Source organism: Paenibacillus sp. FSL R10-2199 (assembly GCF_038000235.1).
GTDB classification, from domain to species: domain Bacteria; phylum Bacillota; class Bacilli; order Paenibacillales; family Paenibacillaceae; genus Paenibacillus_AQ; species Paenibacillus_AQ phytohabitans.
In genome coordinates this window covers 915,801-934,754 of record NZ_JBBOBO010000002.1, presented here as the reverse complement: position 1 = coordinate 934,754, position 18,954 = coordinate 915,801, and the positions used below count along the sequence as shown (strand labels likewise).

At 51.6% G+C, this 18,954-nt stretch carries 17 protein-coding genes; 15 read left to right on the top strand and 2 right to left on the bottom strand.

The window, feature by feature from the left end; translation table 11 throughout:
• Positions 1–72: 72 nt before the first annotated feature.
• Entirely contained in the window at positions 73–786 is a 714-nt protein-coding gene (locus tag NYE33_RS31920; RefSeq protein ID WP_076242513.1) for a YwiC-like family protein, read from the bottom strand.
• Positions 787–955: 169 nt separating this feature from the next.
• On the opposite strand from NYE33_RS31920, the gene mobB reads away from it, so the two are divergent.
• From mobB to NYE33_RS31905, 3 genes are read left to right on the top strand one after another with little or no spacing between them, the layout of a single operon-like run.
• Positions 956–1,510, top strand: coding sequence for a molybdopterin-guanine dinucleotide biosynthesis protein B (gene mobB, locus NYE33_RS31915; protein ID WP_231575403.1), 555 nt, complete (start codon positions 956–958; stop codon positions 1,508–1,510).
• 37 nt (positions 1,511–1,547) lie between these two features.
• Positions 1,548–2,162, top strand: a complete 615-nt coding sequence (gene mobA, locus NYE33_RS31910) for a molybdenum cofactor guanylyltransferase (RefSeq protein ID WP_341069324.1) — start codon at positions 1,548–1,550, stop codon at positions 2,160–2,162.
• Between the two features lie 4 nt (positions 2,163–2,166).
• The gene (locus tag NYE33_RS31905) at positions 2,167–2,652 is read left to right on the top strand and encodes a molybdenum cofactor biosynthesis protein MoaE (protein WP_042134724.1); all 486 of its coding nucleotides are present in this window, start codon (positions 2,167–2,169) and stop codon (positions 2,650–2,652) included.
• 157 nt (positions 2,653–2,809) lie between these two features.
• Here the strand turns inward: NYE33_RS31905 and NYE33_RS31900 are convergent, their stop codons facing one another.
• Positions 2,810–4,300 (bottom strand): glycoside hydrolase family 43 protein, encoded by a 1,491-nt coding sequence (locus NYE33_RS31900; RefSeq protein WP_042134726.1) that lies wholly within the window; start codon positions 4,298–4,300, stop codon positions 2,810–2,812.
• 166 nt (positions 4,301–4,466) lie between these two features.
• Here NYE33_RS31900 and NYE33_RS31895 point away from each other — a divergent pair, with 166 nt between their 5' ends.
• The 12 genes from NYE33_RS31895 to NYE33_RS31840 all read left to right on the top strand — a co-directional run bounded on the left by NYE33_RS31895 (position 4,467) and on the right by NYE33_RS31840 (position 18,842).
• Positions 4,467–5,372: an ArsR/SmtB family transcription factor gene (locus tag NYE33_RS31895; protein WP_042134728.1), complete on the top strand. Its 906-nt coding sequence runs from the start codon at positions 4,467–4,469 to the stop codon at positions 5,370–5,372.
• A gap of 107 nt (positions 5,373–5,479) precedes the next feature.
• Positions 5,480–6,187, top strand: coding sequence for a DNA alkylation repair protein (locus tag NYE33_RS31890; RefSeq protein WP_171716989.1), 708 nt, complete (start codon positions 5,480–5,482; stop codon positions 6,185–6,187).
• 671 nt (positions 6,188–6,858) lie between these two features.
• On the top strand, positions 6,859–7,416 hold the full coding sequence (locus NYE33_RS31885; RefSeq protein WP_231575308.1) for an RNA polymerase sigma factor: 558 nt from the start codon (positions 6,859–6,861) through the stop codon (positions 7,414–7,416).
• The gene (locus NYE33_RS31880; RefSeq protein WP_336102134.1) at positions 7,398–8,531 is read left to right on the top strand and encodes a DUF4367 domain-containing protein; all 1,134 of its coding nucleotides are present in this window, start codon (positions 7,398–7,400) and stop codon (positions 8,529–8,531) included. The genes NYE33_RS31885 and NYE33_RS31880 overlap by 19 nt, the downstream gene beginning before the upstream one ends.
• A gap of 31 nt (positions 8,532–8,562) precedes the next feature.
• Entirely contained in the window at positions 8,563–9,438 is an 876-nt protein-coding gene (locus tag NYE33_RS31875) for a hypothetical protein (RefSeq protein WP_336102133.1), read from the top strand.
• A 245-nt stretch (positions 9,439–9,683) separates the two neighbouring features.
• Entirely contained in the window at positions 9,684–11,027 is a 1,344-nt protein-coding gene (locus NYE33_RS31870; RefSeq protein WP_341069320.1) for an ABC transporter substrate-binding protein, read from the top strand.
• A gap of 206 nt (positions 11,028–11,233) precedes the next feature.
• Positions 11,234–12,196, top strand: coding sequence for a carbohydrate ABC transporter permease (locus tag NYE33_RS31865; RefSeq protein WP_341069317.1), 963 nt, complete (start codon positions 11,234–11,236; stop codon positions 12,194–12,196).
• On the top strand, positions 12,193–13,038 hold the full coding sequence (locus tag NYE33_RS31860) for a carbohydrate ABC transporter permease (RefSeq protein ID WP_042134741.1): 846 nt from the start codon (positions 12,193–12,195) through the stop codon (positions 13,036–13,038). The genes NYE33_RS31865 and NYE33_RS31860 overlap by 4 nt, the downstream gene beginning before the upstream one ends.
• 101 nt (positions 13,039–13,139) lie before the next feature.
• A complete protein-coding gene (locus tag NYE33_RS31855) occupies positions 13,140–14,894 on the top strand; it encodes a sensor histidine kinase (protein WP_341069315.1) in 1,755 nt (584 codons plus the stop codon).
• Between the two features lie 94 nt (positions 14,895–14,988).
• Positions 14,989–16,593 carry a response regulator gene (locus NYE33_RS31850; protein WP_076242519.1) on the top strand — a complete coding sequence of 535 codons (1,605 nt, stop codon included), beginning with the start codon at positions 14,989–14,991 and terminating at the stop codon, positions 16,591–16,593.
• A gap of 46 nt (positions 16,594–16,639) precedes the next feature.
• Positions 16,640–17,743: a Gfo/Idh/MocA family protein gene (locus NYE33_RS31845; protein ID WP_341069312.1), complete on the top strand. Its 1,104-nt coding sequence runs from the start codon at positions 16,640–16,642 to the stop codon at positions 17,741–17,743.
• A gap of 16 nt (positions 17,744–17,759) precedes the next feature.
• Entirely contained in the window at positions 17,760–18,842 is a 1,083-nt protein-coding gene (locus NYE33_RS31840; RefSeq protein ID WP_341069309.1) for a Gfo/Idh/MocA family protein, read from the top strand.
• Positions 18,843–18,954 lie beyond the last annotated feature (112 nt).

Below are 18,954 nucleotides of genomic sequence, written 5' to 3'. Positions count from 1 at the left end.
AAGGAAGCTCCTCTACCGTGATTACCGGCAGAAGAGCTTCCTGATTTTATACGTTTGGGGTTATTTTATACGCTAGAAGTAGAGCACAAGCACAGACACATATAACATAACGGAGAAGCCGATCTCGATGATTCCGGTACGTTTGGCAGTGATGCCCGTCTTAGGCAGGATGGCCGCCCGCAGGAGCAGGATCAGCAGCGGAACCAGCAAAGACGGAAACAGGAAGAGTCCGGCTGCTGCAACCAGCAGATGATAGAGCACCGATCCGTAATAGAAGCGGTTATTGTTCCGTTCACGGATGACGGTTTTGACATATAATGCGGTTCCTGTGAAGTACAGCACGGCCAGCACGAACAGCTCGGTCGCAGTCTGCCAGCTCCCGCCCTGACCGACATAGAAGACCGGATAGATGATCAGGCAGAAGGCCACTATGGCCGAGATGTCATTGAGCAGGGCCCGTTCATTTTTGGTTCTGGCATAATAGAGATTCACAGCGAACAAAGGCACGAGCGGCAGAACAAACCATAACAGCACAGGTTCAGCTGCCACCAGATAGATGATCAAAGGGAGCAGCAGAATGCCATACAGCTTCAAGGGCTGGGCATAACGCTTGAATTTCCTTGTCTTCACCCCCTGCAGCAAAGGAAAGCTGAACAAATAGATCAGCAGCCAGCAGACAAACAGCGGAATATGTATAAGCTGCCCCCGGGATGCGGCTACCCCGAACAGAAAGGGCAGAACGAGCATCGCCCAGGCGCCGTGTTGGTTAGGGATATATTTCTTCATACTAAACATGACCTCCTACCCTGAACTATCACGGCATGTGAGGATGCCAGACTCCTTAACTATACTTTTTTTGATGGGGGACGCGGGTGATTTGAAGCACAAGATATGCGCTGCTCCCCAGGGTTATCACTGAACGTTATTATGACGAAGGAGAGGCTGCAACGTGACTATGGAATCTCATCATGCAGCAGTACGCGGACCGGTTCCTGTACTGCAAATTGTCGGTTATAAGAATAGCGGAAAAACAACCCTGGCCTGCCGTTTAATCCGCGCCTTATCCGCCCGTGGGCTGCGTGTCGGGTCGGCCAAACATGATGCCCACCACTTTGAATTGGATGATCCGGGCACAGACAGCAGCAAGCATCTGCTGCACGGTGCAGTTGAAGCTGTACTGACCTCGTCAGAAGCTACAAGAATCATGCGGAAATCCGAAACCTCATTGGAAGATATCGCAGCGTCTATGTACGGTAAGGTTGATCTGCTGGTTGCAGAAGGCTTCAAGTCTGCGGATTATCCCAAAATCGCATTGATCCGCAATGCAGACGAGATGAGCCTGCTGCGAAACCAGACTGCGAATATATGCCTATGGCTGAGCTGGGAGGAGAACGCGGTTGAGCATCGTGCAGCCTCTCCGGTCAGCCCGAATACTATCCCTGTACTGCCGCTGCAGGATCAAGTGCTTGTTGATGAAGAAGTTCTTTCTCTGGCTTATTCACTTCTCTAATCAAATGGAGCCGGAATACTTACGGGAGGTGCTTGATTTGCTGACTGGAATCATACTGGCAGGCGGACAGAATTCCCGGATGAAGGGCCGGAATAAAGCGCTCCTGACCTATCAAGGGGAGCGTTTCGTGGATAGACAGCTGAAGGAAATGCGAACCGTCTGCTCTAAAATAATTGTTGTTACGAACGATGCTTCTCCGTACATGGACTACCCTCCCCAAGGAGATATCCGGTATATTCCGGACATCTGTGCGGGGCTTGGACCGCTGAGCGGGTTTCATGCTGCTTTTGCCGGGGTGGAGACGGAATATGCCTGGGTTGTGGGCTGTGATCTCCCTAAGATTTCCGCTCCCGCCGCTTCGTGGATGCTTACCCGGCTCATGGAAGAGGACTATGAGGCTGTTCTTCCCCTGATGAATGGCAAACATCAGATGCTCCATGGAGTATACTGGCCGCACCGGATCCTGGCAGATATTATTGAAAGACTGGATACACGGCAGTACCGGCTATCCGGATTATTAGATTCGATGCACTGGTTAGGGGTAGACAAGGACGATCTTACTGGTGCGGGTATACATGAGGATTTCACTGCAGATATTGATACACCTGAGCAATATAAGGACTTGCTGCACGCAGATATGGAAAGGGAGTGATCACTTGGGCAGTGCATTATTCGAAATTACAGACAACCCGATTCAGCCGCAGGCGGTCTCTGATAAAGTTCTGCGGAGAGAAGCGGGAGCGGTCACTTTATTCATAGGTACGGTAAGGGAGCTCACGCAGGGTAAGCGGACATTATATCTTGAATATGAAGCGTATCCGCTTATGGCGCTCACGCAATTGGAACGCATCGGGCAGGAGGTCAGAGAACGCTGGCCGGATACCAGGGTTGCTGTGACACATCGGGTAGGAAAGCTTGAAATTATGGATATCGCTGTGGTGATCGCTGTATCTTCTCCGCACCGTAAGGCTGCTTACGAAGCGAATGAATATGTGATAGACCGGATTAAACAGATTGTACCGATCTGGAAAAAAGAAACGGGCGAAGACGGCAAAGCATGGATTGGCGACCAGCTGAATCAATGTGCTTATCCGGAAGGGCGGCCCCTCTTGCCGGATATTCCTGTGGAAGACAGGAAGTAAAGAAGCCGCAATTCACTATCTGATGAACTATCGGATCGCTGATCTGAATGCATTAAGGGAGCTCCCGTAACGGGGCTCCCTGTTTTTGGGTATTCCGGATATACACAAAGCGGTGCAGAGATAGAGCGCGGATACCCGCAGGCTCTGCTTCTGCTTGTTACACATACTCGCACTTAAACTCCGTGAACTCCGCCGATGAACCTTCCCCGCATGCATACAGTCCGATCAGGACACCCGTGAATCCTCCGGCAACCTCGGAAGAGAGGTATCTGGTCTGGGCCGACCCGAGGGGGATTTCCCCGTGTTCATTACTAATGAAGAAGCTGTAGCGCTCCTTACCGGATTTGATCAACAGCGTGGCCTGATTGCTACTGCCCAGAGCCACTTCATGCTGGATGGATTTTACATCTCCAATATTGAGGCGCTCGATCACCCGGTACTGCGCTTCGTCTTGGCGGATTGCCAGATCATAATGATGATTCTCGTCCATATAGAGCGTGATGCCGGCTTCTCCGCCTGTCAGCGTTATGTTGCAGGTAATCACCGCGTCGAAATCCCGTTGGCGGAGGCCTATAAAGGTCGGGGATGCCGGAACATCCAGCGTTACCTCTGTACCTCGTAACGTCAGCTTGTCTTGTCCCAGTAGATAATTCTCTGTGGCCGGATGGCGGAGATAAGCCCAGTCCAGATTCCAGCCGGTATTCTCAAAAGTATAGCTCTTCTTCTCCTGCTGAACCACCGTGTCCGGAATGCGGTCAGTCTCGAAGCTCAGAAGCACCGTTCCGTTATGCCCGGCTGTGAACCAGCCGTCTTCGCCGAAGGTCACCGGAGTCAGGAACACTTCGCGACCCAGATGGTGGTAAGTGAGCCAGCGTCCGGTTTGCCGGAATCCCAGATGCAAGAGCCACCAGTTCCCTGCGTCATCCTGGATCAGATCGCTGTGCCCGACACCCTGCAGCTCGTAACCGCCCAGATTGCGGTTGGTCAGGACAGGATTCTCCGCATAGGCCTCGAATGGGCCGGAAGGGGAAGTCCCCCGCGCATAAGTCGCCATATGTCCGTATTCGGTTCCGCCTTCGGCTGCGAGCAGGTAGTAGTACCCGTTGATTTTATAGAGATGAGGGCTTTCCAGATAACGTCCGCCCGTTCCCTGCCAGATAGACTGGCTCGGCGATAGCTTGCTGCCTGTCTCAATGTTAATTTCACACTGAATCACACCTGGAGTGCCGTTATCGTCCAACCCGTTGCTCATAAACAAAGTCTTGCCGTCTTCAAAATACAAATCCGGATCGATTCCGCCCTGATCGACATAGACCGGTTCCGACCATTCGCCGTAAATATCGTCCGTCCAGACATAGAAGTTCTGGCGGGTCGTGTCATTGGTAGTCACCATGTAGAAGCAGCCGTTATTGTGGCGGATGGTAGGGGCGAACACGCCGCCGGAGCTGCTCACCGTACCCAGCTGGATCTGGCTCTCGCGGGTCAGGCAATGGCCGATTTGCTTCCAGTTAAGCAGGTCTGTGCTCTCGAAGATAGGCACTCCAGGGAAATACTGAAAGGAGCTGCAGACCATATAATAGATGCCGTCTACTTTGCATACGCTGGGGTCAGGGTAGAAGCCTTTGATTACGGGATTGTTGTATTTCATACATACACCTCTTCTATAAATTCATATATATATAAATTCAATATGATCACTTCTAAGGAAATTAAACACCAACTTGAGATTCATAGCAATAGATTAAGCTTGTCTGCGGGATTTAAATCGGTTAAATTAATAGAAATATGAATTCAGTGATCAGGAGATAATCATGATGATAAAAGCGGACGGGAAACCGGAGTACATGCCTTTATACGAGGCGCTGGCCAGTGAAGTCAGGTGGAGAATTATGAGCCTTATTGCCGAGCGTGAAATGAATGTGAAGGATATCGCGGATAAGCTTGCGCTCAGCCCGTCCATCGTCACCCTGCACATCCGGAAGCTCGAAGCCGCCGGGCTGACGGGGAGCCGCAGGGTCCGGCTGAACGGGGGAACGCATAAGCTGTGCTTCCTCAAAGCAGCAAGCATTGATATCCAGCTGCCGTCTGCCCGCAAGGACGCGAAGATGCTCGAGCAGAGTATTTCTGTGGGTCATTATACGGCGTTTGAAGTTCATCCAACCTGCGGGCTGGGTACACATGAGATGGAGATCGGGGTGTGGGATGATCCGCGTTATTTTTTGGATCCCGAGCGGGTTAACGCCGCTATTCTATGGTTTGGCAGAGGATACGTGGAGTATAAAATGCCCAACTATCTGGCCGCCGGACAGACGGCGGACTTCCTTGAAATTTCCATGGAGCTGGCTTCGGAAGCGCCCGGCTTAAGGGACGAATGGCCGTCGGATATCGGCTTCACGTTTAACGGTGTGTTCCTTGGAGCCTGGACGAGTCCGGCGGATTTCGGCAGAGCGGCACGCGGCAGATACACGCCCGAATGGTGGCACCGGAATGTGAATCAGTACGGGCTGCTCAAGACGATCCGCATTGACGCTTCGGGTACTTTTATAGATGGAGTGCAGATGTCGGAGGTGACCATTCAGGAGGTGAAGCTGCAGGAGCCGTTCTGGACGCTTCGGTTCACTGTGGACGAGCAGGCAGAACATGTAGGCGGATTGACGCTGTATGGAGCGGGCTTCGGCAATCATGATCAGGATATTGTGGTTCGGGTGTATCTCCGGTAGGTTGCGGCTGCGCGAACCGTACAGTACAATTTCAGTAGCCGGTTATGCCGGTCAGGCTTAAGGGATTACTTTGAAGAGAATACTTCGGATAAAGGGAGTGTTATATAATGAATGCAGAAATGGTCATGCAGGAGCTGGAAGAGCTCGGCAAGGAACGAACCAAGAAAATATACAGCTCGAATGGCGCGCAGGAACCGCTTTTTGGTGTAGCTACCGGGGCGATGAAGCCGATTTTCAAAAAAACTAAAATTAATCAGCCGCTGGCTGAAAAGCTATATGCGACGGGGAATTATGACGCGATGTATTTTGCCGGAATCATTGCCGACCCTAACGGGATGACGGAAGCCGATTATGACCGGTGGATGGACGGGGCTTATTTCTATATGCTGTCTGATTTCGTGGTGGCCGTAACTCTGGCGGAGGCGGATATTGCCCAGCAGGTTGCCGATAAATGGATCGCGAGCGGGGAGGACCTGAGAATGTCGGCGGGCTGGAGCTGTTACTGCTGGCTGCTGGGAAGCCGCCCGGATAAGGAATTCTCTGAGAGCAAGCTGGCGGGTATGCTGGAGCTGGTGAGCAAGAGTATTCATGAGGCGCCGGAGCGCACCAAATATTCAATGAACAACTTCCTCTACACAGTAGCCGTATCCTATTCGCCGCTGCATGACTTGGCGAGTGAGACAGCGAAGAAAGTAGGTCCGGTAGAGGTGGGCAAGGACAAGCCTGCAGGCAAATCCATTAATGCCTACGACAATATTCAAAAGGCGGTCGAAAAAGGCCGCGTCGGATTTAAACGCAAGCATGTGCGCTGCTAGGCGGGTATCCGCTGAATCTGGTACTTTAATTAACATCTGCCTCTTAACGTGGGCAGGTGTTTTTTTTGTTGGCGCGAAGCTCACGATTGTATGCTGTCTGCAAAATACATTCCACTAATGTTTAACTAACGTTCCACCACGTCAACCCTTTTCCACCCACGTCAACCCTGTTCAGCACATGCTCAACCCACGTTTAACCTGTTTTTTGCGCAGCTGGAATCCGGTTGCCTTAATAATCTTGCACAGAATACAACATAATCCTCTTAATCCCGGACATAATCGCGAATTGTTGTATAGAATACAATAATGCTCCTCCTTCAAGCGGCTTTTCAGGAAAATTCTTGTATTTCGTACAACAATTCTCCCGAACTCCCCGGTTTTTGGGCGTCTGAGTTGTAGAACGTACAACATTTCCGTGCTAAGCTTCGGCGGCCGCAGCCATTGTCCGAAAGGATGGACGGATTATGCCTGCGGCTGCTCGCCCCGGGAACCGGGGAGCCGCCCGTGTAGTGCTATGGCTGGACCGCTAGTTGTAACGCATGGTTTTTACATAACGAGATCAACAGAGTCTTATCTGTTGGTCTCTTTTTTAACGCCTGAAACGGAAAAAAATGTCACGCAATCCCCTGCTCAAGTGTTATATCTATATTGATAGCAGAAAGGAGACAAACGTGGACTCTATAGAAGAGAAGATCAGGCGGATACAGGCTGGTGAAGCTTCCCTTTTTTCGGATATTATCAGGCTGTACCAGCAGCGCATTTACCTATACTGCTTCCGCTTGCTGAACAACAAGGAAGAGGCCGAGGATGCAGTGCAGGATGTCCTCATCAAGGCTTATCAGAACATCGGGCAGTTCAGGCCGCAGGCGGATTTCGTCTCATGGCTCTACAAGGTCGCTTATCATCATTGCTTAAACCAGCTGCGCCGGCAGAAATTTCAGCATCAGCTGCGGAAATTACTCAGGCAGGAGGTTACGGTGACAAGCGCCGAACAAACACTAGAGAACCGCCTGTTCAGTGAGCCGGTCTCAGCCGCTTTGGAGCAGCTTAATATGGAAGACCGGAATTTATTGATTCTGCGTATTTTTGAAGATAAATCCTTTGCGGAAATCGGAGAGATTCTGGGTGTCAGCACAGCTACGGTACGCAAAAGATATGAACGGACCAGAGGCAAGCTTAAAAAAGCTATCGAGCGGAGGGAGAAACAACTATGGGCAAGGGCGAATTGACCTCAGAAGAGCAATTTGTAAAAGATGGAGATCGTTCTGCTGAATTTCCGCCCGTTGATGTCCATGACCCTGTGATGGAAGCCATCGGGTTCGGTAAGGTACGCCTTACTGCCGATCTGCAGGCATCGCTGCATGATGGGGACGCTCCTGAGATTATGCAGAGGATAGAGACGGTAACCGGGATAAAGCGCAGCCGTAAACGGATATTAAGGATTCCGGTTAGAGGCTGGGCAGCAGCGCTAATCCTGATTGTCTTATTGGGAGGCGGCTATTCCCTGTATTCCTCCGTTCCCCGGCAGGCAGCCAAATTCCAATATGAAGTGCAGCCCTATGAGCCGCTTCAGGCGACGGAGGAAGGCGGAACGATAGAAATAATGAAAATGCCTTTAACCCCCGGGCCTGATCTTCCCCAGGCGGAGCCTAGTAAAGAAGATGAGCTGATGAGTGCCAAATATAAGGAAGGCTACGAGGCGATCGGGAAATTATTGCTTCCCGGAGAATACGCTACATTCGTATTAAGACATGAAGGCGGGGACGGACGTTCTCAGATTGGCATATTTAGCCCGCTGATGATATTTACTGACTATTCCAGTTATGTGACCAGTGCAGAGAAGCACACAGCTCCGATTTTGAAGCAGCCTGGATATATGGCGGACGGGTATACTTTTGACCAGGCCTATGTTTCCCCCTCGTTCAAACAGATGAATGAGGAAGAACTGCTTGCCCTGTCCGGCGGAATTGAGCTTGAAGGCGGCTTCCGGGTGACCTGGAGACGGGAGCCTGCGGATAACATTACTTTTGATTCCGCTGCATTGGAGTATAAGAATGGTGAAAGTAAGGTAAGAATTAGCGCCAAACGTATGAAGCAGAATACCGGACCTGTAGAAACTCTGATGTGGACCAAAACTACAAACGTAGAGACCATTCATGTCAACGGAAAGCAGCTGATTTATCTTGAACCCTCCAATAACGAAGATTTCAAAATAGGCTATAAGTATAGACTTATCTGGGCTGATCCGGAAACGCGGATGATCTATGATGTGACTGCCCCACCGGAGAATACCACATTAACCAAAGATGAAATTATCCATATTGCTGCCGGTATGATGAATTAAGTATTTGCAAATAGAGAAAGGTGGAATCTTAATGAATTACAGAAAAACAATCATGGCTATGACGAGTGCAGCGCTGTTGCTGGGTATAGGGTACGGGGCTTCCGGACAGGCATTTGCTGACCCTTCCAGGCTTCAATCTGCAGCAGCTTTGCCTGCCATCCAGGCGGACACTAAATATATGGCGCAAGTCAGTCAGGAGGAAGCCAAGGCGAAAGCGGAGCAGGAGCTGAAGAAATTCAAGAGTCTCCTGGACCAGCAGAAGAAAGCGTTAAGTGGTACTTATCAGCCTGGAGAGATCAGGTATGTGTACATTAATGACAAGGAATACCAAGCCAGTCCCAGCAGCTCGCCCTATGCGAGTAACTCTTATTCGCTTATATTCAGAAATTATGATGAATACACCAAGAAGAATGCAGCCGGCAAGACCGCAATGCCACTGGAGCTGAAAGAGCTCCCGCATGGCTACAACTTTACTCTGGCAAGAATTGCCCCCTATCAAACATCTTCCGAACAGAAGAAGATGTTCAACCAGGTGATTGCTGAAGGGAAGGCATCCGGCAAGAAAATATATGTTAAGAAGCTGCAGGAGAAGCGTATTTCCATAGAGCTAATCTATACGATGACCGCTCCGGTCAATGGAATAACAGGGGTCCTCGCTATCAGAGCCGAGCCCGCAGGGGCTGCAGGGAAGGCGGTTGAATCGGAGCCGGTACAGCCGCAGTCGGAGAAGCTGAAAGTCGATGGGCAAGAGGTGATATATACCGCTAACGATAAGCAGGAGCACAAGTCGGTGGTATGGATGAATGCAAAAACACATGTCAATTATATTCTCCGGGAAGACCGCGGGCATCTGAACAAGGAGGAACTGCTGGCTTTGGCGGGACAGGTTATGGAGGCATCGAAATAGCCGCAGGTTCTGCTTGCTTGACAATTACCCGGTCCGCTACGTGAAGACCTGCCGGATAGCACCTTCAAGATTGCCCCCTATCTCTAGGATGGGGGACAGCCTTGGAGGTTTTTTTGTGTGCACGCAGACTTCATTTCCGGGAGATTTTATAATAATTCGTGCATTGCTCTTATATGAACTTCAAATCCTAATTGTTACTATAACAATGTAGTAAGAGAATACAGATTTATACAGGAGGGTTAAAGATGTTGAAATGGAAGCGTTCTCTTTCGGTGTTGGCCATAACAGCTATATTGGGTACACTGGCTGCCTGCGGCGGCGGAGGGAATGGAGCAAACAATGCAGGAGCTTCTACTGCGGCACCTGCCAGTACTGATGCTGCGGCAACTACAGCTCCTAGCAGCGGTAGTGGTGAACCTGTCAAACTCCGGATTATGTGGTGGGGCTCCCAGCCGCGCCACGAGGCAACCTTGGCTGCGCTGGACTTGTACACGAAGAATAATCCGAATGTAACGTTTGAGCCGGAGTATTCCGGGATGGACGGATATCTGGACAAATTATCTACCCAGGCTGCGGCCAATAACGCTCCGGATATCGTGCAGCTCGATCCGGGCTGGATGCCGGACTGGATGGCCCGCAAGCAACTCACTGAATTGGCGCCAGAGGTGGATGTCAGCAAATTCGATGAGAAGCTGCTGGCCGGCGGCCAACTGGACGGCAAACAGTATGCCGTTCCGCTGGGCTCGGTAGCCTTCGGTATGGTTTATGATAAAGCCGCTATGGATAAGCTGGGGATTGCCAATCCGGCCAACGGCTGGACCTGGGATGATTTCTTTGCCTTAGCCAAGGAATCCCAAGCAAAGCTGCCGGACGGCCAGTATTTCACCCTGGACTATGCTGGGAACTACTTCATGTATTCGGCTTACCAATACGCCAGGGGGAAAGGGCAGGTTATCACGGATGAAGGTCATTTCAATGTGGATGAAGCCACGTACCTGGAATGGACCCGGAAATTTGAGGAGCTGCGTAAAGAAGGCCTGGTTCCTCCGGCGGATGTGAATGCATCCGATAAGGAGAATGATCCGCAAATGGACCTGCTGGCAGCAGGGAAAGTCCTGTTCCGGTACAGCTTCTCTAACAACCTGGGAACCTGGGACAGTATTAAACCGGGGGCTTACGCCCTTGTAACGATGCCGCGTGCCGAAGAAGCCGGAGGCTGGCTGAAGCCGTCCATGTTCCTGGCCGTTTCGAAGAATTCTAAGCATGCAGAAGAAGCCAAGAAATTTATCAACTGGTTCGTGAATGATCCGGAGGCAGCCCAAGTCACCCAAACCTTCCGCGGCCTGCCGGCCAATAAGGATAATGCCGCCCTTCTGGAAGCGAACATGAGTGAACTGGATAAAGTAGGGTTAGGACTCCTTCGTGCTACCGAGCCTGATGGCCAGACCTGGTCGGCCGGAGCCGGAGGCTGGACCAACTTCGTGGATAAAGACTGGGTGCTTGTCCGTGACCAGCTCAGCTTCGGGAAATCCACGCCGGAGGAAGCTTATAAGCAGCTTAAGGAAGCAGCGCAATCCTACGAGAAATAGAAGGATTATTGATAGCATAAGGCATATAAATTCTATAGTTGAACGAAAAGCCCGGGACAGCCCTGTCCCGGGCTTTATTCCGGACTATTTTGTTCCCTGGAATTACCGTTATATTTTGAAAGAATTCGAGCATTCCCCTCATTTAGCCGGGTGTGGGCCAATTATATACTTGAGTTATCCAAATTGACCACAAGAGGTGACCACAGATGAACCGTTCCACAACGACTTTAGCCGAAGCGGCTCCATTGCCGAAAAAAAGCTCCTACTTTCGCAGCAGATGGAACGCTCCGCTTGCGGGCTATTTGTTTATTGCGCCCTGGCTGATCGGGTTTCTGGCGCTGACGGCGTATCCGTTATTCTTATCGCTGTACTATTCGTTTACCGACTACACTTTGATGCAGCCGATGCAATGGATCGGGTCCCGCAATTATGAGCGGATATTTACAGCGGACCCGAAATTTATACAATCTGCCAAAGTAACCGTCATGTATGTGCTTGCATCTGTGCCCCTGAAGCTGGCAGCCGCTCTATTCGTTGCCATGATTCTCAGCAAAGCAGTGAGAGGAATTAGTGCTTACCGTACGGCTATCTATTTTCCGTCGCTTATCGGCGGCAGCATCGGAGTTTCCCTGCTCTGGCGTAACATTTTCGGGGTAGAAGGGATTTTTAACAAGCTGATTGCTGTGTTTGGAATAGAGGGTAAAAGCTGGATTACCAATCCCGACACAGCTCTTGGCACATTGATTCTACTGACCGTCTGGCAATTCGGCTCCACCATGGTAATCTTTCTGGCAGGACTGAAGCAGATCCCGAATGATCTTTACGAGGCGTCCTCGGTTGACGGGGCCGACAAGAGAACGCAATTCTTCAGAATCACCCTGCCGATGCTGTCACCGATCCTCTACTTCAATCTTATCATGGCTGTTATTGGCGCCTTCCAGATGTTCACTTCCGCTTTTGTGATTACGAACGGAGGGCCGATGAACTCCACCTATGTCTATGCAATGTATCTGTATGAGAGGGCCTTCAGCCGTTACGAGCTGGGTTACGCTTCCGCACTGGCCTGGATCATGCTGGTCGCCATCGTTGCTGCAACCGTCCTGATCTCCTACACCTCGAAGTATTGGGTATTCTATGAAACAGACACTGGAGGGAAACAACGTAAATGACAACATTGAAATGGAAGCCGGCAATCCGTCATCTGTTCATGATTCTCTTCAGCTTCGTCATGGTCTATCCGATTGTCTGGTGGATTGGAGCATCGCTGAAAGACAGCACCGAGCTTGGCTCACCGGGGATCTTCCCGGCGGTCCCGCATTGGGACAACTTCACCAAGGGCTGGAATTCGGTTCCCGGCCATACCTTTACGGACTTTTATCTCAACACCTTCGGGCTTGAAATTGCTGTGATTATCGCAACCCTGTTATCCTGCACGCTGGTTGCCTTCGGTTTCGCGAGACTGGATTTTCCGCTGAAGAATTTCTGGTTCTCCATTCTGATGCTGACCCTGATGATGCCCGGACAGGTGCTGATCATCCCGCAATATGCCTTGTTTTATCAGCTGGGCTGGGTCAATACGTATTTACCGTTTATCATTCCCCATCTGCTGGCGGGCGGGGCGGGCGGGAGCTTCTTCGTCTTCCTGCTGATCCAGTTCATCCGCGGGGTTCCAAGAGAGCTTGATGAATCTGCCAAAATCGACGGATGCTCCTGGTTCGGCATCTTCTGGAGAGTCGTTATGCCGCTGGCTTTCCCGGCGATTGTTACGGTGACCATCTTCTGCTTCCTGTGGAACTGGGATGATTTCCTGGGCCATCTCCTCTACATCAACACGGTGGATAAGTATACAGTAGGCCTTGCGCTGCGCATGATCAACGATTCCCAATCCGCGGCGGAGTGGGGCCAGCTGCTTGCTATGTCGCTTGTATCCATTCTTCCGGCTACTATTGTCTTCATGTTCCTGCAGAAGTATTTCGTAGACGGGATTGCTACAACAGGGATAAAGGGATAAGATGTAAAAAAACATCCGTCACATAACGGTAAAGCGCCCGAGCCTCATTCGCAGCTTTACCGTTTCTTTCGTGTGAACCGGAAGTGAAGGAAGGTAAGGACTTGACCAATCCTTTTAAAAAATTCAGGATCGACCGCCTGTTTTTCCACAGCTTTGCTATTGTGCTCATTCTAGTAATCGCAGTTACAGCATGGACAAGCTACAGCAATTCATCCAAAGCCCTCGTGCAGACGACCTCCCATTACCAGCAGCGGCTGCTGGACGAACTGAATAATGAAATCACAACGCGGCTGGATATGATTGAGCAGATTTCACTGTCCAGCTCACGGGACAACGAACTGACCACTTTTCTCCGGAACAGGCAGGATGATTTCGAGCGCTACCGCAGGCGTGTAGGCGTAGAAAGTGCGCTCGCCAATCTGACCTATGCCATTCCTTTAATTCAGGGAATTGATCTGTATATGGATGAACCTATGCCGAGTGAGAGCCAAAGCTACATCCAGTTCCGGAATATTATTGATCTGGATAAGCAGGAATGGTCCAAGCGTCTGGTGAAAAGCGATTTCGCCTGGTCCGGGGAATATACCATTCCCAGCTTTCAGGGGGACGTCCCGGTGCTTAGCTTCGCCCGGAAAATCATGTATGAGAATGACTATCTGGGCGTGCTGGTCGTCCATATTAAGGCCAAGGAAATCCGGCAGCTGCTGACCGGCAATTCCTCCGGGTCAAACCGCATCATGGCCGACAGCGAAGGGAAGCAGATTCTGAGGATCGGGGAGACGCTCGAACAGAACGAGTGGTCTAAGTGGATCGATCTCAAGAGTAAGAAGTCGGGCTATGTGCATATTCCGGGCAAAGCAGGTTCCGGCAACACTCTGCTGGTCTATTCCCGAATGGATAACTCCATCTGGACGCTGATCGAGTTCACGTCATGGAAGCAGATTACGGCAAGCAGTCTGAAGCTGGCGGAGTGGATTGGCCTGATTGGTATTGCTGCGATCCTGCTGGTGCTGCTGCTGACGCATTATCTGAGCAAGCAGTTTACCAAGCCGATCAAGCAGCTTGTAAGCGCTATGAAGATGTACTCTGTTGGAGGGCATAAGGAGGAGCTGCCCACAGATTATGAGAATGAATTCGGTTATTTATTCTCCGGCTACCGCAAGCAGAATGAGCGGATTGAGGAGCTGTATCTCTCGCTGGAACAGCGTTATGAGCAGCAGCGGAAAGCCGAGATTGAGGCGCTGCAGGCCAATATCAATCCCCATTTTCTCTATAATATGCTGGATCAGCTGAACTGGATGGCAATCGATGCCGGGCAGGAGGAGCTCAGCCGGATTCTGGAGCTGATGGGACAGATGTTCCGGATCGGCTTATCCAACGGGGCGAGCTTCATTAAGATTTCTGAAGAGCTGCTGCACATCCGGTGTTATCTCGAAATCCAGCAGCTCCGCTGGGGGGGAGGGCTGGAATACAAGATAGAGGCAGCCCCGGGGCTGCAGGATGTGTACATTCCGAAGCTTACCCTGCAGCCGTTCGTGGAGAATTCAATCGTACACGGCTTTAATAAGCAGAGCAGCGGTGTTGTATCTGTCTATATAGGCAGAGCAGAGGAGACGCTGCAGATTATTATTGATGATAACGGAGCAGGCTTGAAGCAGCCGGAAGAGCGGCCGCGTAACCGCCATACCGGCGGCTATGGCATTCGCAATGTGCGGGAGAGAATTGCCGGATATTTCGGCAATGACTATGGGGTTACATTGAAGGAACGTGAAGAAGGCGGAACCAGAGTAGAGGTGAGTCTGCCTCTGCTTACAGAGGCCCCGGGGCAGCGGCTAAGCGAGCATAGAAAGAGCTAAGTGGAAGCATATGTGGCAGCGCTTCCCTTGCTGTGCAGGGCAGATAACGTTGCAGCGGATAGTGATAGCAAGGAAACTTAAGGAGGCATAGACGATGTGGAAAATCGCCATTATTGATGATGAGCGCCAGGTCCTCCAGGGGATGAAGCGGGCGATCCCATGGGATGAGCTGGATGCAGAATGGGCCGGGGAAGCACTTAACGGGGAGGATGGCCTGGAGATGATCCGCGCAGCCTGTCCTGATATTGTGATCACCGATATCTATATGCCGGTGATGAGCGGCCTTACGATGATGGAGCATCTGAGGAAGGAAGGCTTCAAGGGCAAGATTATTATTTTGAGCGGATATTCAGACTTTGAGCATGCCAGGCAAGCACTCAGGCTTCAAGTAAGTGACTATGTCTCCAAGCCGATCAGTCTGCCGACGCTTAAGTCGATACTGGGCAAGATCATTGAGGAGCTGATCAAGGAGGAGGAGGAGCGGATCAGACAGGGGGAGCTTGAGCTGAAGATGCTGCTGTATGAGCCCTTTGTCGAGAAAGAATGGGTTCGTTCCGCAGCAGTCGGCACCTTGGACCCCTCTTACCGGAACAATACCCACCTGCCGCCTTCTTATCAGTATTGGCTGGAACGCAAGCATGCCACCATCGGTATTGAGCTGATCCGCGATGAGCGGGCCAGCTCCTTCTCTGTCTCCGACTGGAATCTGTTTCGCTTCGCCGTCAGCAATATTGCCTGTGAGGTTGCGCGCAGGTTTTTCACGGACATGGAATATACAGAGCTGAACAGCTATAGGGCATTATTAATTATTCATCCCGGGGAAGAATGTGCGGAGCAGCTGGAAGAGCTTGGAACCCGGCTGATCGACAGTATCAGCTCGTATCTGAGACTGGTAATACGTATCGGAATCGGAGGACTGAAGGAAACGTGGATGAAGATCCCCGAATCGACGGAAGAGGCCTTCCGTGCGATGGATCAGGGAGCCTTGCGGATGAATCCGGCTTATGAAGTGTATCAGTACCGGGAGAGCAGCAGCGGCGGGCAGGAGAGGGGGGCATTGTTTCCGGTCAAGTTCTCCTATAAGCTGGCTGCTGCGATGAAGGCTACACAGGAAGCCGAAGCGCAGCAGCTTGTAAGCGAATATGTCACCGAGCTGCAGAAACAGCAAGGGGTCTCAGCCGGCTACGTGCAGATGCTTGGCAGTGAACTGTGGGGGATCATAACCTACTCGCTGTATGAATCGGGACTGGTACTGGATGATCTGTTCACCAATGACCAGATTGCCAAAGAGATCGGCAATCTGGCAGTGCCCGACCAGCTGGCAGGCTGGTTGTCCGCCAAAATAACCGTGATCTGCGCCAGCCGGCAATGGAAAGGCAGCAGTAAACACAGGCAGGTTGTTGATTTCATGACCAGTTACATTCATGAGCACTATGCGGAAGAGCTTACGCTGGCCGATCTGTCAGACAAGGTATATATCTCGCGGAATCATCTGTCCATTATATTCAAGAATATTACCGGTGAAACCTTCAACAATTACCTGACCCGGGTGCGGATTGAGAAAGCAAGAGAGCTGTTAATGGAACGGAAGATGCTGGTCTACGAAGTGGCGGAAAGGGTGGGCTACAAAAACATTCCTTACTTCAGCACACTGTTCAAGAAAATTACCGGCATGAACCCTACAGAGCTGATCAACTAAGTAAAGAGTAAATGTAACATTTGGAAATTCGGGAGCGTGAGAGATTATGATTCGCATAGCTATAATCGGTACGGGTTCAATAGCGGCTGTTCATCTGCAGGCCTTCACCATGTTTGCAGACCGCTGCACAGTAGTTGCGCTGGCGGACAACAAGGAAGAGCGGGCTAATGTGCTCCGGGACCGATTCCGGCTGGAGAGCAGGTTTGTACAGGATTACCGCGAATTGCTTAACGATGAGGAAGTGGATATGGTGTCCATCTGCACACCCCCTCATTCCCATGCGCAGATTGCTGCCGACTTCCTGCGGGCTGGCAAGCATGTGCTGGTGGAGAAGCCTATGGCACTGTCGCTTGAAGAGTGCGACCGCATGCTGGCTGCTGCGGCTGAATCGGGCCGTATCCTGTCCGTCGTTGGACAGAACCGTTTCCTGGATTCCAACAGGAGATTGAAGGCTACACTGGACTCCGGAATATTGGGCAGGATTGTGCATGCCCAGGCGGATTCCTTCTGGTGGAGAGGGCAGAGCTACTATGATGTATGGTGGAGGGGAACCTGGGAGGCAGAAGGGGGAGGCTCTACGCTGGGCCATGGAGTACATCAAATGGATCTGCTGCTGTGGATGATCGGCATGCCGGAGACGATTCAGGCAGTCATCCGGAATACTTCGCATGACAAGTCGCAGCTGGAGGATCTGTCAATCGCCATTCTGTCTTATCCGGGAGGCGGCTTGGCCCAGGTTACCAGCTCCATCGTTCATCACGGAGAAGAACAGCAGCTGGTATTTCAGGGGGAGAAGGCGCGTATCTCAGCACCTTGGAAGGTTTATGCCTCTACTTCTCGTGAAGATGGATTCCCGGAACGGAATACCGGGCTGGAGGAAGAGATCGGGCGGTATTGCAGCAGCATAGCCCCCCTGCAATATACGGGACATGCCGGACAAATGGACGATATGCTGAAGGCGATCGGGGACCCGGCGCGGCGTGTTCTGATTGACGGGCATGAAGGAAGGAAGACGCTGGAGCTGGTCACCGCCATCTATGAAGCCTCGATAACCGGGCGGCCGGTAACTCTTCCAATAACTAAGGACAGTATGCTGTATACGAGGGACGGTATTCTCGCCAATGCCCCGCGGTTCCCTCTCGGCAGCTGATAAGGGAGGTAAGATTATGACAGTGAAATTCAGCATTATCGGCGGAGCGGGCTTCCGCGCACAATATTTCCTCAGAATCGCCCGTTCCTTGCCGGAACGCTTTCAGATTAGCGGGCTTGTGGTAAGGGATGCTGCCAAAGGCAGAGCCATGGAAGAAGTATGGGGGGTTCAGACTTACCGTTCTCTTGAAGAACTGCTTACGAGCGAAACCCCGGATTTCGTGCTTGTCTCAGTCAGCGGCCGGGCCTCTCTGGATTATTTGTACCGCCTGGCAGAGAGAGGCATCCCGGCGCTGACGGAGACGCCGCCTGCCGCAAGTCTGGAGGAGCTTGAGCAGCTGCACAAGGAATTGACTGCACACGGTGCACGGGTTCAAGTAGCCGAGCAGTATCCTTATCATCCGGTGCAAGAGGCGCGGCTGTCGCTGATCCGTTCGGGCAGACTCGGACGGATCACGGAAACGACGGTGTCTGTTTCGCATATGTATCATGGAGCAAGCCTGATCCGCAGGATGCTTGGGCTCGGTTTCGAGGAAGCTAACATTAGGGCCATGCGGTTCGGGTCCCGCTGGATTAACGGCCCTACCCGCAGCGGTCCTCCGGCTGAGGACAAGCTGATTCCTCTGCAAAGAGACCTTGCCTGGCTGGATTTCGGAGACCGGCTGGGGATTTACGACTTCACCAAGGATCAGCACCGCTCCTGGACGCGTTCGAATCACCTCTCCGTGCGCGGAGAACGGGGAGAAATCTTCGACAACCGTGTGCTGATCCAGCAGGATAACCTGGTTCCGCTTCAGCTGGAGCTGAAGCGCATTAACAAGGGGGAACAGGAGAATGCCGAAGGCTATTATCTTCAAGGGATAATCTGCGGGGAACAATGGCTCTACAACAATCCGTTCACCCCTGCAAGACTGTACGATGATGAGATCGCGATTGCGGCTTGCCTGGACAAGATGTCCGCCTATGCCACCGGAGGTTCCGGATTCTATGGACTGGACGAGGCTTCACAGGACGTGTACCTCGGGCTGATGATTGAGCAGGCAATACAGACCGGTGATACCGTGAGAACTGAGCGGCAGTGCTGGGCGGTTGAGAGATAACACGAGTTAACTTGATTCCACAAAGTCTGTATCAGCTAACCTATTCAATAAGAGATTTCCTTGCGCGGGTGTTGTAGCAATTTCCGCCCTGCGGGAATCTCTTCGTATTTTT

Coding starts and splice junctions, on each gene's coding strand:
- NYE33_RS31920 (WP_076242513.1), bottom strand. CDS start 786: ATGAAGAAATATATCCCTAACCAACACGGCGCCTGGGCGATGCTCGTT.
- mobB (WP_231575403.1), top strand. CDS start 956: ATGGAATCTCATCATGCAGCAGTACGCGGACCGGTTCCTGTACTGCAA.
- NYE33_RS31900 (WP_042134726.1), bottom strand. CDS start 4,300: ATGAAATACAACAATCCCGTAATCAAAGGCTTCTACCCTGACCCCAGC.
- NYE33_RS31895 (WP_042134728.1), top strand. CDS start 4,467: ATGATAAAAGCGGACGGGAAACCGGAGTACATGCCTTTATACGAGGCG.
- NYE33_RS31890 (WP_171716989.1), top strand. CDS start 5,480: ATGAATGCAGAAATGGTCATGCAGGAGCTGGAAGAGCTCGGCAAGGAA.
- NYE33_RS31880 (WP_336102134.1), top strand. CDS start 7,398: ATGGGCAAGGGCGAATTGACCTCAGAAGAGCAATTTGTAAAAGATGGA.
- NYE33_RS31875 (WP_336102133.1), top strand. CDS start 8,563: ATGAATTACAGAAAAACAATCATGGCTATGACGAGTGCAGCGCTGTTG.
- NYE33_RS31870 (WP_341069320.1), top strand. CDS start 9,684: ATGTTGAAATGGAAGCGTTCTCTTTCGGTGTTGGCCATAACAGCTATA.
- NYE33_RS31865 (WP_341069317.1), top strand. CDS start 11,234: ATGAACCGTTCCACAACGACTTTAGCCGAAGCGGCTCCATTGCCGAAA.
- NYE33_RS31860 (WP_042134741.1), top strand. CDS start 12,193: ATGACAACATTGAAATGGAAGCCGGCAATCCGTCATCTGTTCATGATT.
- NYE33_RS31850 (WP_076242519.1), top strand. CDS start 14,989: ATGTGGAAAATCGCCATTATTGATGATGAGCGCCAGGTCCTCCAGGGG.
- NYE33_RS31845 (WP_341069312.1), top strand. CDS start 16,640: ATGATTCGCATAGCTATAATCGGTACGGGTTCAATAGCGGCTGTTCAT.
- NYE33_RS31840 (WP_341069309.1), top strand. CDS start 17,760: ATGACAGTGAAATTCAGCATTATCGGCGGAGCGGGCTTCCGCGCACAA.